The 13627-nt window shown below is 64.2% G+C and carries 15 protein-coding genes, 1 tRNA gene and 1 riboswitch; of the genes, 8 read left to right on the forward strand and 8 right to left on the reverse strand.

All coding sequences use genetic code 11. The features are described 5' to 3' along the window. Positions 1-368 precede the first annotated feature (368 nt). The 3 genes from VKV57_04515 to VKV57_04525 form a co-directional block, all read right to left on the reverse strand. Positions 369-632, reverse strand: a complete 264-nt coding sequence (locus VKV57_04515; protein ID HLW59173.1) for an adenylate/guanylate cyclase domain-containing protein — start codon at positions 630-632, stop codon at positions 369-371. 644 nt (positions 633-1276) lie between these two features. Then, positions 1277-1348, reverse strand: a tRNA-Val gene (locus VKV57_04520). Positions 1349-1416: 68 nt separating this feature from the next. Beyond that, positions 1417-2694: a helix-turn-helix domain-containing protein gene (locus VKV57_04525; protein HLW59174.1), complete on the reverse strand. Its 1278-nt coding sequence runs from the start codon at positions 2692-2694 to the stop codon at positions 1417-1419. A gap of 377 nt (positions 2695-3071) precedes the next feature. Here VKV57_04525 and VKV57_04530 point away from each other — a divergent pair, with 377 nt between their 5' ends. The 5 genes from VKV57_04530 to VKV57_04550 all read left to right on the forward strand — a co-directional run bounded on the left by VKV57_04530 (position 3072) and on the right by VKV57_04550 (position 6027). Further along, positions 3072-3326, forward strand: a complete 255-nt coding sequence (locus VKV57_04530; GenBank protein ID HLW59175.1) for a hypothetical protein — start codon at positions 3072-3074, stop codon at positions 3324-3326. Positions 3327-3434: 108 nt separating this feature from the next. Then, a complete protein-coding gene (locus tag VKV57_04535) occupies positions 3435-3809 on the forward strand; it encodes a hypothetical protein (GenBank protein HLW59176.1) in 375 nt (124 codons plus the stop codon). Further along, positions 3806-4711: a pilus assembly protein N-terminal domain-containing protein gene (locus VKV57_04540; protein ID HLW59177.1), complete on the forward strand. Its 906-nt coding sequence runs from the start codon at positions 3806-3808 to the stop codon at positions 4709-4711. The genes VKV57_04535 and VKV57_04540 overlap by 4 nt, the downstream gene beginning before the upstream one ends. Positions 4712-4891: 180 nt before the next feature. Then, a complete protein-coding gene (locus VKV57_04545) occupies positions 4892-5734 on the forward strand; it encodes a hypothetical protein (protein ID HLW59178.1) in 843 nt (280 codons plus the stop codon). Positions 5735-5796: 62 nt separating this feature from the next. After that, positions 5797-6027, forward strand: a complete 231-nt coding sequence (locus VKV57_04550; GenBank protein ID HLW59179.1) for a cold shock domain-containing protein — start codon at positions 5797-5799, stop codon at positions 6025-6027. Between the two features lie 20 nt (positions 6028-6047). Here the strand turns inward: VKV57_04550 and VKV57_04555 are convergent, their stop codons facing one another. After that, positions 6048-6404: a hypothetical protein gene (locus VKV57_04555; GenBank protein HLW59180.1), complete on the reverse strand. Its 357-nt coding sequence runs from the start codon at positions 6402-6404 to the stop codon at positions 6048-6050. 156 nt (positions 6405-6560) lie between these two features. On the opposite strand from VKV57_04555, the gene VKV57_04560 reads away from it, so the two are divergent. Continuing rightward, positions 6561-7019, forward strand: a complete 459-nt coding sequence (locus VKV57_04560) for a hypothetical protein (GenBank protein HLW59181.1) — start codon at positions 6561-6563, stop codon at positions 7017-7019. A gap of 84 nt (positions 7020-7103) precedes the next feature. Here the strand turns inward: VKV57_04560 and VKV57_04565 are convergent, their stop codons facing one another. Both VKV57_04565 and VKV57_04570 read right to left on the reverse strand, forming a co-directional pair. Continuing rightward, positions 7104-7526 (reverse strand): hypothetical protein, encoded by a 423-nt coding sequence (locus VKV57_04565; protein ID HLW59182.1) that lies wholly within the window; start codon positions 7524-7526, stop codon positions 7104-7106. 119 nt (positions 7527-7645) lie between these two features. Beyond that, on the reverse strand, positions 7646-8689 hold the full coding sequence (locus tag VKV57_04570) for a C-terminal binding protein (protein ID HLW59183.1): 1044 nt from the start codon (positions 8687-8689) through the stop codon (positions 7646-7648). 84 nt (positions 8690-8773) lie between these two features. Here VKV57_04570 and VKV57_04575 point away from each other — a divergent pair, with 84 nt between their 5' ends. Beyond that, the gene (locus VKV57_04575; GenBank protein ID HLW59184.1) at positions 8774-9322 is read left to right on the forward strand and encodes a DUF6580 family putative transport protein; all 549 of its coding nucleotides are present in this window, start codon (positions 8774-8776) and stop codon (positions 9320-9322) included. On the opposite strand, the gene VKV57_04580 is transcribed toward VKV57_04575, so the two are convergent. Next, positions 9307-9660 (reverse strand): energy transducer TonB, encoded by a 354-nt coding sequence (locus VKV57_04580; protein HLW59185.1) that lies wholly within the window; start codon positions 9658-9660, stop codon positions 9307-9309. The genes VKV57_04575 and VKV57_04580 overlap by 16 nt on opposite strands. Positions 9661-10249: 589 nt before the next feature. Further along, positions 10250-12061 carry a TonB-dependent receptor gene (locus tag VKV57_04585; protein ID HLW59186.1) on the reverse strand — a complete coding sequence of 604 codons (1812 nt, stop codon included), beginning with the start codon at positions 12059-12061 and terminating at the stop codon, positions 10250-10252. Between the two features lie 163 nt (positions 12062-12224). Then, a riboswitch (cobalamin riboswitch) is annotated at positions 12225-12437 on the reverse strand. A 239-nt stretch (positions 12438-12676) separates the two neighbouring features. Between VKV57_04585 and VKV57_04590 the strand changes: the two genes are divergently transcribed. After that, positions 12677-13627: hypothetical protein (locus VKV57_04590; GenBank protein HLW59187.1), on the forward strand; the 951-nt coding region annotated here is incomplete at its 3' end.

The following is a 13627-nucleotide window of genomic DNA, read 5'->3' on the forward strand; positions in this document are numbered from 1 at the left end:
TTTTGATTTCTGTAATATCTCGCGTTCGCCCAATAAAGCTGGTTAACGGAATGGGCAAGTTATTCGGCATAGCACTCAGCGTCCTAAGAGGCAGGAAGTCGGCTGGCAAATCGGCGGCCATGACCTGGAACAGACGGTGCGGACGAGCGAGATCCTTGAGGCGGTGCTCACCTAGATCGCGAAGGCTTACCCCCGCTGGTAGGTCTTCGGCAGCGAGGGCGTGAGTCGTATCAGACAGGAGAATCTGACCCCCATGCCCGGCGGTGCAAATGCGGGCAGCGCGGTGCACATCCATACCCTCGTATCCGGTTTCGGCAATGAGGGGTTCACCCGTGTGCAGCCCCATCCGGACGCGTAGAGGCATCCCTTCAGACCACGAATGTGCAAAAATGGCGCGCTGAGCCGCCACAGCGGCGGGAGACAGCATCCCTGGCCCGGGTGAACACGACAAAGAAGGCATCCCCCTGGGTCCGGATTTCGCGTCCACCCCTCTCTTTGAAGGCGGCACGGAGCAGTCGGTGATGTTGAGCGATGACTTCCGTGTACCGGTCACCCAGGATCTGAAGCAGACGTGTGGACCCCTCGATGTCGGTGAAGAGGAAGGTGACCGTCCCCATCGGTAGAGCAGCCATGTGCGGCCTCCTGGGAGGCACAAGTGGGACCGCGTACAGTCAGGGGCGACGTTCTTCAGAGGGATGTGCCGTTTCCTGCACTTTGGGGGGAAACGGGCCAGGCAATAGGGGTAAATCGGATATTCAAACGCGGCGGCGAAATACCGCCCAGACAGGACATCCGCGCCGGTAAGAATCCGGTCCACGGCCAGGCGAAGACAGACTCGGGAGCGCGGACTCTCTTATGCCTAATGTAACCGTTGAGGCGATCAAGGTGGCGCTATGGTGGAAGGAGGAGCAACGTCTCCGCCTCCGCCCGAAGTATCGAGACAGCGGGTTGCTCTTCGTTGGAGAACGTGGTCGCCCACTCAATCCGTCCAACACCCGCAACCGAGATCATCTGCCGAGGATCGAGCGGCTCAAGGTGGTGCGCTTCCGCCTGCATGACCTACGGCACTTCCACGCGACACTGTTGATTGCTTCGCGTGGACTATCGCACAATCGGGGATCGGCTGGAGCATCGGTCGCCAGCCTTCACCCCCAGCACGTACAGCCACGCGGCTACGAGAGCCCAGGCACAGGCTGCGGTGATTGCTAACGGTTTGCTAACGGAATCGGGAGTTTCCAACCGGTGGGCTACTTCCACAAAGCATCGATAAATATAGTGGGCGGTGCAGGCTTTGAACCTGCGACCTCATCCGTGTGAAGGATGCGCTCTACCGCTGAGCTAACCGCCCAGTGTACCGCTTCGCGCACCCTATTATCCCAAGAGGGCCACCCCTATGTCAAAATTCTGAGTAACCGCTCAGCGGCCCGCCGGCCTCTTACACAGTTCCTCGAGATGCTGGCGCGCTTCAGCAAGATCCTGAGCTTCGAGTGCCAACAAGGCCAATTGTTGACGCGCCACACGAACACCATCATCGTGATTGAGCGCGACAAACAGGACCAGGGCTTCTTGAAACGACGTCCGAGCATCGTCCCGCCGTCCCTGTTTGTGGCGAATCGCCCCCCGCATCATCAAAGCGCGAGCTCGTGCGCCCCGATCGCTTACCCCGGTCAGCAGGCCCAATGCCGCTTCGCACATCGCGAGCGCCGTGTCGGCAGACGTGTGTTCGAGAAGAACCGCAGCGAGATTCCCCAATGAATGCGCCGCGCCGCGACCATTGCCTCCCCCGCCATGGAGTTCGATGCTGCGCCAGTAGTGTCGCTCGGCCTCTTCGTAGTTCCCTTCGTCTCGGGCGATCTCGCCGAGGCGTTCGTGGATCTCTGCATGGTGTTGGTGATGAGCGAGGATCTCATACAGTGCCCTTGCCTGGCCAACCTGCTGGAACGCTTGTTCAAGGCGCCCTTCCTCGACTGCCGTATCCGCCAAACCAAGATGCCACGCAGCGACCTGCGCAGATTCTTGGTGAACGGATGCGGCGTCCAGCCCTTGAACGAACGCCTCGCGGGCCGCCGGAATATTCCCCAATGCTTTGTGTGCGACACCGAGACCCAGGCACAACCTGGCCCGCCAAATCGGATCGTAAGGCAACTTCTCGGCGAGCTGCAGAGCGGTCTGAAACGCCCACAGAGCTGAGGCCGCATCCCCCACTCCCATTTTCGTTCTGCCCAGGCAGTCGTGAGCGGCGACAAGGGAAGTCACATCGCCCATGCGTCCGATGACGCGGAGACACCGCTCGAGGCGGCGTTGGGCCCGAAGCAGGTGACCAAGCTGTTGATCGGCGGAGGCAAGCGCCAGCTCGATACGTGCCTGAAGGCCTTCATCCCCTTGTTCGGCGGCCAGTTCCAGGGCTCTTTCAAGCGGCCCGTAAGCATCCATGGCCGAGTGGGCCTGCAGACGAGCCTGTCCGAGACCTAGAAAGACCTCGGCCTCGCGATCTTCTGGGATCCCATCAAGGAAAGAAGAAAGCGGTTTGTCGAGCCTCCGCGCCAAGGCCTTGAGGGTGATCAGATGCGGAGTCCGCCTGTCCCTCTCGAGCTGGCTAATGTATGACTTGGTGAGATCGCTGCCGGCCAGTTGCTCTTGGGTCAACTTACGCTCGAGGCGGGCTGCCCGAATCCGTTGCCCCAGCGTAGGCACCCAACCCTCCTGTCGTGATGTCGACCCATCCGGAGTTTATTAATAGTGTCCGCCTATGTCAATTGTCACTATATGAGAAGTTTGTCTGATAAACTCAAATAGATCACTGGTCCTGGGCGCTGCGGGCCCGCACGCCCCCATCATGTCGAACCATCCTGCCGGCCTTCGGTGCCGACCCGAGTGACACGAACGCAGATCCGCCAAACTGAGGCATGCCGGGCGGATACGAAGCGGTTGGCCCACAGCGTGAACAACCGTTTGAGCATTCGCAGAGTGAATCAGCCGAGTTCGCACTGCCGATTGTCGACCCCAGCGTGCCCCGTGTAGGATCGTTACCGGAGACAATCCAGGGTCAACGGCCCGATGGAGGTGCGCGGGTGCTGTTCGAAAAGATCTGGGCGCAGATCAAAGGCGCGGAGCGTTCCGGAAAGCTCACGATCGAAGAGGCCCTGGATTGTGCAACCCGGGTCCCGCAGGCTTTGTTTTGTTCGATGATGGAGTGCCTCGCTGAGAACGGTGAAGACCCGGACGTGATCATCGCGCAGGTCATCAGGCTGCACGATCATATCGTCCGCCGGCTCCATGAGGTTGCCGCCTCACTTCGCCATCGGCCGCTACAGGGTCCGCATTGAGCGGCTCCCCTTGCGTCGGGGGCCCGTCTCCGGTATATTCTAGATGATCAGATATTTAAATATCTATCCACCGGAAAGCCAACCCTGACAGAGTGGAGGTGGCGAGGAATGTGGATCGCGGGGGCAGCGAGAGGCAGGGGCCATTCGGCTGGACTACGGGGAAAACTGACCAAGCTGGGCATCCACGTCCCGAAAGATCTCCACAGACGTTTCCGCGCACGACTGATCCTGGAAGGGCGTTTGATGCAAAGCGTCATCCGCGAATGGGTGGATGAAGAGGTTACCACACATCGAACCCGCCCGCTGTCGCCCGGAGGGCTCCGCTTTTTCAAGGGGATCGACCGCACCACCTTAGCGGCGTTGGCCGTTCCCCTCGATCCGGAGAAGATTCGGCGCCTGAAGAGCAAGTTGCTGATCGAAGGGCGCAATATTTCTCAGTGGGGAACGGAGCGCATGGAGCAATTTCTAAGGGAGCGCACATGAAGAACGGACGGCGGCGGCTCACGAGCATCCTCGCGGCTGCCCTGCTGTTGAGCGCGTGGAGTTCGACGGCGGGAGCGTCTGGTCCCACAACGCTGACCGTCAGAGTTCTTGGGGGCGCTACAAAAACCGCTCTGCGCCTCCAACCTGGATTCGCCACGGTGCTCAGAGCCGATCACAGGATCGACACCGTCGCCATCGGCGATCCGCGCATCGTGGCGGCCACGATGGTCAAGCGAGGACAAGATGTGTTTGACATTGTCCTTCAGCCCCAAACGGCAACCGGGGTCACCAACATGGTTGTGTGGTTTGGAGACCTGACCTCAATCTGGGATCTCACTATTGGTCCCGGTCAGCGGACCGCAGATATCGTGTACGTTCTGACTGCCCCCCTCACCACCGCGCACCCCGCGTCTCTATCCTCGCCCCTACCACCGCTGCAACCGTCGGCGATCCCGGTGCGGGTTGAGGCTCCCACTGAGACCTCGTCGCAGGGGGGCGGACAGCCGTTCCTTGAAGTGCAGCAATCGAGCGGCAACGCGGTCGGTACCTTCCAGCTCGCTCGGGGGCCCGACGGCGTCGGGATCCGTTATCGCATCACGAATAAGGGAGCCGTCGGGCTTGCGATCCGACTCAGCGGGGTTCTGGTCAGGGTGAACGGGCGACTCGTGCCGTTCGTCATGTCGCAGGATCCTACTGAAAAGACCCATCCAACCGTGGTGCCGGCCGGAACCGAGGAAACGGGGATGATCAACGCTGCCGTGCGGGCCCCGCGTCAACTCGAGGTCATTTTCTCCCTCTTCCCTCTGGGGAACGACCCGCATAGTGCGAGCCCAATACTCCCAATCACTTTCCAGATGGTGTTTGCCGGCCTCGATCGGCTTCCGGTATCCCGGGCCCAATAAAACAAGCTCCCCATGTCGAACGGTGAGGCCGCGACCCTCTTTGCCGTCATCCCGCGGTGGATCGTAGCGTGGATTGACGCGCTGGGTGCAGACGGAATTGAGGAAATCGAGATGGATCTCGGTCGACCGCCCCGCGTCCATTGCCGCGATCGCTCCCGGTGGACCTCTCCATCAAGAGAGGTGGCCCGCGAAGACATCCAGTATGTCCTCGGGCGCGTCACGCGGTTCCGAGAAGATAATCGCACTGGAATCGAGCGGACGCTGCACCGCATCGCATGCATCCGCGATCGCTACCAGGAGATCACCGGGTTTACATTCCGGGTGGGAAGGGCGATCGACGGGGCGGCGGCCCCGATTCGCGACCTCCTCGCGACGGGGAAGAACCTTCTGGTCATTGGCAGGCCTGGGGCGGGCAAGACGACGGTCCTGCGAAGTGCTGCGGCCATCTTATCTGAACAACTACATCGCCGCGTTGTCATCGCCGACACCAGCAACGAGATTGGCGGTGACGGGCAGATCCCGCATCCCGCCATCGGCAGCGCACGGTGCCTGCAGATTCCGCTCGCTGAACCGAACCGACCAGCCGATGCCGAAACGCGACAGGCCGGAACCATTCTGCAGGCGGTGATCAACCACCGAGCTGAGACGGTGATCATCGATGAGCTCGGGTTCGCCGCCGACGCAAGGGTGGCCCGAACCATCGCCCGCCGCGGCGTGCAGTTGGTCGCAACCGCCCACGCGACTTCGCTTCGCGATATGGTCTTCAACTCAGAACTCGCCTGCCTGGTCGGGGACCTGCACCCCATCGTGCTGTCTCACGAGGAAGTCGCGAGGCGCGGAATCGTGCGTCGCACCGTCTTGGAACGCATCGGCCCCCCGGTGTTCGATTGCGCAGTGGAAATCGCTCACCGCGATGCATTCGTGATCCACCGAGACGTCGCGGAGTCGGTGGACAACCTGCTCAATGGGCTGCCGCCGAAAGTGGTCGTGCGGGATGCCGGCCCGGACCTGGAAGAATCTTAACAGGATCCGCGTCCCGGGGCGGCCAAACTCAAACCAGACCCTTTACTTTACCCGGACGGGCCATGGATATGGAGCGGGGCGTCGTCAAGTGGTTCGACAGTCGAATGGGCTACGGCTTCGTGGTTGATGAGAGCGGGCGTGACGTCTTCTTGCACCGCCGGGTGCTCCGCGGCGCCGGCCGGCGGCGGTTGGATCCAGGGGAAATCGTCGAGTACGAAGCCGAGAGCACACCCCGGGGAACCAAGATCACTCACCTCATCGTCCCTGAGCAGCCGCGGAAGGAACCGCCGTAGCAGGACCGGAACGATCCGGTTCAGGGCTGACGCTTCTTCGGCACCTCGGGAAAGGCGATCACGCCGGTTTGACGAGTACCCGTCGTCACCCCTTTTCGCTGGGGAACGCGTGGGTGATCGGCCAAGTTGAGGTTGAGGGTCTTCCCGCAGGAGCAGGTCACCTTGGATTGCTCGCTCGCGTCGATCCAGATCTTCCCCTCGTTCTCGGCGCGCCGTCGGGCCGCTTCGATGGCCCCCGACGCCCGATCTTCCGCGTCCTCGCGATCCGCCTGGGCAGCGGTCATGGTGCCGTACACCGATGCGATAAACGTCTTCGGATAATAGACGCTGTACTTCTTGCCGCACCGACCGCAAGGGAAAGCCATCAACAATGCCACGCGAGATCACCTCACCACCATTGTAGCATGGAGGTCTTCGGCCGCCCGAGCCCAGTTGGAACAGCGTGAGGAGGCCGGCGCCGACACTGGGAAACCCGAGGAGGGTATGGTAGCATATTGGCACACCGGGCAGCTGAGGTTGAAGGGAGCGAGGGAATGGCCGACCGTGGCATGCGGATGTTCGTTCTGGGGATTTTTGTCGGCGGGGTGGCGGCCGTCTTCCTGTTGGGCAGTGCGGTGACTGCGTGGAGCCGACATGGCGGCGCAGCCGCGAGCGACCGCGGCCCAATCGTCCTTCCCGTCCAGGGGTCGCCCTTCACTCCCAAGGAATTCGTCCCCCTGCTCCCTCCGAACAACGGCCAGGACCAGGGACCGGGATTGCCCAACCCCGGTGCCAGCGGGCAGGATTGCAACAAGATCCTCTACTTCTTCCAGGGCAAGCTCTACCAACTCCGGCCCGGGCCGATGCCGCGCGGCGGGGGCAACCCGGAGTTCTATTACATGCAGCCCTACGGGGGGCCGCAGATCCCTGGGTTCCCCACCCCCGGTCCGATGATTCCCGGAGCGCCGGGGCCCAGCACCCCGGATCAGTCCGTCCCGCCGCGTCGAATCTGAGGCAGGCGGTCAGCCCGCAGCCGCGAGGGCTCCCATCGTACGATGGGAGCCCTCGTGTTACCCGCCGGAGATCAGATCTGTTGCTCAGTGCGTGCCGTCTGCCCCTTGATCGTCGCCCTGTTTCTTGACCCGCCTCTGCGGCTCGTCCACCTGCCTGGGCTCTGTCCACGAACCCGGACCCGGGGCGGGTCCGACGCGAGTCTGATCGAGCACCTGCGGTAGATTGAGGAGAATGTTGGTGATGGTCGAAAGACCGCCCGATTGAGGTTGGGCCGGCCTTGCCGGCGCGGCCTCGCGCGAGGCGGGAGCGGGGTGGCCGGAAGGAACAACCTCCCGCACCTGCTGGATGGGAGCAGGAGGTGCAGCCGCCGTATCCTTGATTGTCGTGACGGGCTCCGCCTGCTGCGGCGGCCTCAGCCCGAGCATACCCTGCCCCTTGGGGGTCATCGTACCCAGCGTTGCGAGCACCGTAAAGAGACCAAAGATAGCAGCAACCGTCTTAGTCATTGTGCGCTCCATCAACGGACAGATCCATTGGCCTTCCTCGGTAAATATACCCAGATACTATCGTTCTCAAAACACCCCAGGGCGCACCGGCGTTCGGGCATCGTCCGGCCCGGCCAAGATTAGCCGGAAGGTTCGGGAGACTTCCCCCGGGACCGCAGGCGGGCAGATCCCCGAACCTCGGGGTTGACCAGCGACCGGGGCCACTCTCCCTGCAAGGCCCTCGCCACCTCTTCGGCCACCCGGCGCTTCAGGGTAAGTTTCGCCTCCTCGCTGTACCAAGCGACATGCGGGGTCAAGAGCGCATTGGGAGCGGTACGCAGCGGGTGGCTCGCCTTGAGGGGTTCTTGCTCGAACACGTCGATCCCGGCGCCGGCCAGCTTCCCGGTCTGGAGGGCTCGCGCCAGCGCCGCCGTGTCGATCACAGCTCCGCGGGACGTATTGATGAGAATGGCCGTGGGCTTCATCAGCGCGATCTCGGTCGGACCGAGCAGATGTTGGGTCTCCGTTGAGAGCGGGGTGTGGAACGTTACGAAATCGGACTGGCGGAGGAGTGTCTGGTAGTCGACAAGGACCGCTCCCCCCTCAATCGCGGCGGACCGGCTGATGTACGGATCATAGGTCAACCGGTGGAGGCCGAACGGTTCCGCGTACCCGGAAACGATCCGCCCGATCCTGCCGAACCCGACGATCCCGAGGGTGAGCCCCTTGAGGCGCGGGACCGGCGGCACGACGTCCGGCCCTTTGAGCCACCGTCCCTGCCGGAGCGCACTGTCGTACTGCAACAAACGGCGGTGCACGGCCAGCAGAAGGGCAACCGCGTGCAGCGCGACCTCCTGGGTCCCGTAGTCGGGCACGTTGGCGACGCAGATCCCTGCCCGCGTGGCCGCCTCGATGTCCACACCGTCGTACCCGACCCCGTACCGGACGATCAGAAGGCACCTCGGCATCGCCGCGATCATTTCCGCGTCCAGCGCGACGGTTTGGTTGATGACGGCGTCGGCGCGGCCGAGGGCCGATCTCAGCGTGGGGCGATCCGAGGACTTGAGTACCTCGAGCTGCACACCCATCGGCCGCAGGATGCGCTCCTCCGGCTCGAGGTCCGGGAAGTCGTGATCGGTGATCAGAACGGCGTGCCCCATGCGGTGGCATTTTACCTCCGGCACGGCCGCATTCCTCTCGGGGGAAGCGGGAAAGTTTGAGAGGAGACGGGCCGCGCCGCCCAGTATACTGTAGATGGTGAGCGTATCATGAGATCGCGTAGGTTGCCGGTTTGGATCGGAGCTCTGCCGTACGCCCTGATCACGTCGGGGGCGGTGCTGCGGGTCGTCCCCCACCCCGCCAATTTTGCCCCGATCGGCGCGATGGCCCTCTTTGGTGGGGCGCTGCTCCCCGGGGCATGGGCGTTCGCGGTGCCGCTCGCTGCGCTCGTCCTCTCCGACCTGGTGCTCGGCTTCTACGCGGGATGGATGTGGGTCTACGGAAGCTTCGCCCTGATCGTCCTCATTGGCACCGCGCTCCGCCGCCGGCGGACGACGCTGCGGATTGCCGGCGCGGCGGTTGGGTCTTCGATCCTCTTCTTCGTGATCACCAACCTGGGGGAGTGGTTCGGGCCGCTCTACCCACACACCCTGGCGGGCCTCGGCGCCGACTTCGCCGCCGCGATCCCGTTCTTTCGCAACACCGCGCTCAGCGACCTCGCGTATGTGCTGGCCTTCTTCGGGATCTACGAAAGCGCGATTCGCCTGGCCCGTAGGCCAGCCGGGCGCCTCGCCTCCGCTCCTCAGCGCACCACGTAGCGAATCCGCAGCACGACGTAGGCGTCGATGGGAACGTCGTCGCGCCGGGCGGGGGCAAACCGCCAGCGCTTCACGGCGTCGGTCGCGGCATGGTCCAGTTCTGCGGACCCCGAGGACGTGGTGACGTCAATTCGATCGACCGTGCCGTCGGCCAACACCAGCGCACGCAGCCCCACGGTCCCTTCCGCCGCATCGAGTGCCAGCGCGCTCCCAAGGTCCTGCCGTCTGACCACCAGGCGGAGGGCATCCGGCGGGTAGACGGTCCCCACCGACGTGAGCACCCTCGGAGGGGTGAGGTGAGGCGGAATGCTCGACGGAACCCCGCTGGCCGGACCCATCTCCTGCGCGGGAAGCTCACCAACCTCATCGGGGACGGCGGGGCCGGACGCACGCCCCGCGGCGGCGTCGGGGCCTGCCGCCGTCCCTCCCTCATGGGTCCTGGGCCCCGCAGCCCGCAGCGCCGGAGTGGCCGGGTCGGCGTCAGGTCGACCCGCGGCCGGCGACGAATCGGAAGCGGCCTCAGAGGGAGAGGCTCCCACCCGCGAGGAGGACCCCGCCCGCGGCGGAGAGCTCACGGGGGTCGAGCTCGTGTGCACGGGCGAACCGCCTCGCCGGTGTGCCTGGGATTGCGGCAACTGAACCCTGCCCCGGGCAGGCTCGGAAGGGGAAGATGGTCGACGGGACGCTGGCTGCGCCGTCGGCGACCCGAGGGGTGGGGTTGCCGCCCCGGAAAACAACGGGAGCCCCTCATCGGCGGCGCTCGGACCCGGGACCTCCCGGGTCCTTGCGCTGGTTGGACGAGGGGAAGGCGGGGCGGCCGGCGGGCGGAAGCGCACCCATCCACTCCCTCCCGCAGCCGCTGCAACAGCCGCCGTGCATGCCACGATCAGGATCCGGCGCCGAACGGTGCTCATCAGCCGCACACCCCTAGAAGCTCTTCGCGAGGCCCAAGAAGACAGTCCTCCCCGGCTCGGGGAAGCCGAGCGATTCCTGGTACTGCACGTCGAAGAGGTTTTCGACGCCGACCTGCAGTGTGTACCCATTGTCGAGCGCCCACGCCGCGGTAATCCCGGTCAGCCAGTACCCCGGGACCCTAACGGTGTTCGCGGGATCGGCAAACCGATCGCCGACGTAGCGCACGAGAGCGGTCACGGTGCTGCCGCGAGCCCACCGGTAGGAGAGTTCCACGTTCGCCTGCTGGCGCGGGATGTAGATGACATCGAACCCGGAATTCGCGTCGCGCGCCAGCTGGTCGGTGAAGTTGAGGCGAACGAACCATCGCTCGGCCACCCGTCCCACGAGCTCGATCGACGCGCCATCCACGACCGCATGGCCCACGTTCATCGGAACAAAAAGCGGAGGCGAAGAGGTGATGAGATTCGTGGCATCCGTGTGATAGCCGGTAAGTTGAAGGGCGAGACCCGGCATCAGCGTGTAGTCCAGGCCGAGGTCATAGGACCACGCGGTCTCCGGCTGCAGCCCGGGATTCCCGAACAGTGCGGGCGCCAATTCGTCGAAGCTCGGCGCTCGGAACGTCCGGCCGAAACCGGCGCGCAGCGCCAGGCGGTCGCTGAGCAGCACAACAACGCCGATCCGTGGATCGATTTGGGTTCCGTACGATTGATACATATCGTCTCGGACCCCGAAGGAGAGCAGGGTGCCGGGAGAGACCTGCCAGTCGTCTTGCACGTAGAAGCCGAGGTCGCTGCCGGTGTTGGTGAAGGTGGCCGGGGCGTTGTCGAAGTGCGCAATCGTCTGTCCCTGATACTCTGCCCCTAGCGTGAGGAGATGACCGGGGCCCGGCACGGTGACGACCTGGCCCTGCAGTCCCCACAGGCTCGCGGTGTCGTCAGACTGGAACGCGGTCCCCGGACTGTTGAAGTTCACATCGTCATCGAGGGTGTATAGCCGCAGCATCGCTCCGGGGCCGTCGGCCCGTCCCCGACGCCAGGACAAGTCCAGAAGGGTTCGACCCTCGAGGGTACGGGCGAGCAGATCCTGGAGCGCCGTTGGCAGCGGCCCGGGGGTACCGACGTCATGCGAGAACCGGTTGAGGGTGAGCGTCACCCCGGCATCGTCGGCAGTCGGCCAGCGGAGCTTGACCATTGTGGTGAAATCGGAGAAATCGGTGTCGGGGGCGAAGCCGGCACCGGAGTTGAGGATGCCTTGAACGAGGTAGGTGAGGTCCTCCAGCCGGCCGCCGAGCGAGAGGAGATTGCCGGTAAGACCATATGAGCCGACCCGCGATGATACCGTCGTCTCCGGCGTGGACTTTGTGACGATATTGATTACACCTCCGAGCGCCGCGCTGCCGTAGATCGCTGAGAAAGGCCCGCGGAGAACCTCGATGCGATCGACGTTTTGGATCGGGAGGGTGCTGAGGTCGACGCTTGCCTGATCGGGGCGGTTGATCGGGACGCCATCAAGGAGAACGAGCACCTGTGTGGAGGAAGAACCGCGGATGCTCACCGTGGTAAGCGAGCCCGGGCCGCCGCTGTTTTTGATCCGGATCTCGGGCAATACTCGGAGGGCGTCCGCGACATTGAGGGCGCCCATCGCCGCGATCTCATCGCCGGTGATGACGCTGATTGAGCCCGGCGTCGTAGTCGGGAGCTGCGGCCGCTTGCCGGCCACTTCGATTTCCGGCAGCTCGAATGTCGGCGGTGCGGGCGGCGGCTGCTCCTGGGCCCGCCCGGGGGGAGCGGCGATGAGCGTGAGAGCCAGAACCTGTGGAACCACTCTCCAACCGACAGATCGGATGAGCGCCGAGCCGAATAATCGAGCCAGCATGCATCCATCCCCCCGTCTGCGGCTCCAGACCCGAAAAAACCGGCCCCCATGAGACCCACGGGGACCGAAACGGCACAAGGCCGCAAGCGTACCTTCCTCTCAGCCGAAGGTCACCGTACGCGATCGATTGGGCAGGTTTCCTGGCTCCGGATCCTCACCGCTCCGCGCCTTCCCGGTTATCCCAGTGGCGATCTGGCTGGAGCAGCTCCCCGTTACAGTGGCGGGACCGCGCCGGCATTGCGGCACCGCGGATATCTGCGGGCCGCGCACCGGACTTCCCTTTTACTCCCGGCGAACCGGGAGCACCCAACCGACACGGTATGAAGTTTGGTTTCTACTATAGCATGAGACGGATTGGAGTCAAACAAGCGAATCAACTCGCCTAAAATCTTACTATGCGGCGTATCGTCACCTCATCGAAAATCTTACCGGGCGCTATCCCCCACCCTGCGCGCCCGGAGGCTCCGGTGACCCCTGCAGCCCGTCGCGAATATGTCCGCACCCTCCGCCCGCGCTATACCCTCGCCCCACGGCGCGCGAAGCCCGCCATCCTCGACGAATTCTGTGCCACAACGGGATACCATCGCAAGTACGCCATCAGGCTCCTCAACTGCCCGCACCCCACCGACCGGCACGCCCCACCGCCGAGCGCCGGCCTATTCGGACGAGGTCGTCACGATCCTGGCGGCGATCTGGGAGGCGGCCGGCTATCCCTGGTCCCGCCGCCTGCAGGCGCTCCTGCCGCTTTGGCTCCCCTGGGCGCGCCGCCACTTTGCCATTCCGCCCGCCCTCGACCGCCGGTTGCGCCGGATCAGTCCCAGTACGATCGACCGGCGCCTGCAAGCCCGGAAACGCCAGGCGCGCCGCCGCCTGTACGGGCGCACCAAACCCGGCACCCTGCTCAAGCACCATATCCCGCTGCGCACCGAGCACTGGCCCGTCACCACGCCCGGGTTCACCGAAGTCGACCTCGTCGCCCATTCCGGCAATTCGGCCGATGGCGACTTTCTCCAGTCCCTCAATCTCACCGATCTCCATACCGGCTGGGTCGAGTCCTGCGCCGTGCTCGGCAAGACCCAACGCGTCGTCCGCGCCGCCGTGGCCGAGCTGCGCGGTGCCCTCCCTTTTCCCCTCCGCGGCCTCGATTCCGACAACGGGTCCGAATTCATCAATACCTGTCTCTTCCAGTACTGTCGGGCGCACCAGATCCAGTTCACGCGCGACCGGCCGTATCAGAAAGACGACAATGCGCACGTCGAGCAGAAGAACTGGACCCACGTGCGCAAGCTCTTGGGCTGGGACCGCTATGACTCGCTGGCGGCGCAGGCCGCCATCAACGATCTCTACCGCCACGAGTGGCGCCTGATGATGAACCTCTACCAACCCTCCGTGAAGCTCCTCCGCAAGCAGCGCGTGGGCGCCCGGATCTGCCGCCAGTATGATCGCCCGCAAACGCCCTTCGATCGGCTCCTGGCCTCAGGGGTCGGCGACCCGGCCGCCCTCCGCGCCTTGCAG

Source organism: bacterium (genome assembly GCA_035307765.1).
GTDB lineage: Bacteria > Sysuimicrobiota > Sysuimicrobiia > Sysuimicrobiales > Segetimicrobiaceae > Segetimicrobium.

Coding starts and splice junctions, on each gene's coding strand:
- VKV57_04550 (HLW59179.1), top strand. CDS start 5,797: ATGGATATGGAGCGGGGCGTCGTCAAGTGGTTCGACAGTCGAATGGGC.
- VKV57_04575 (HLW59184.1), top strand. CDS start 8,774: ATGAGATCGCGTAGGTTGCCGGTTTGGATCGGAGCTCTGCCGTACGCC.
- VKV57_04535 (HLW59176.1), top strand. CDS start 3,435: ATGTGGATCGCGGGGGCAGCGAGAGGCAGGGGCCATTCGGCTGGACTA.
- VKV57_04540 (HLW59177.1), top strand. CDS start 3,806: ATGAAGAACGGACGGCGGCGGCTCACGAGCATCCTCGCGGCTGCCCTG.
- VKV57_04515 (HLW59173.1), bottom strand. CDS start 632: ATGGCTGCTCTACCGATGGGGACGGTCACCTTCCTCTTCACCGACATC.
- VKV57_04560 (HLW59181.1), top strand. CDS start 6,561: ATGGCCGACCGTGGCATGCGGATGTTCGTTCTGGGGATTTTTGTCGGC.
- VKV57_04565 (HLW59182.1), bottom strand. CDS start 7,526: ATGACTAAGACGGTTGCTGCTATCTTTGGTCTCTTTACGGTGCTCGCA.
- VKV57_04580 (HLW59185.1), bottom strand. CDS start 9,660: ATGGGTCCGGCCAGCGGGGTTCCGTCGAGCATTCCGCCTCACCTCACC.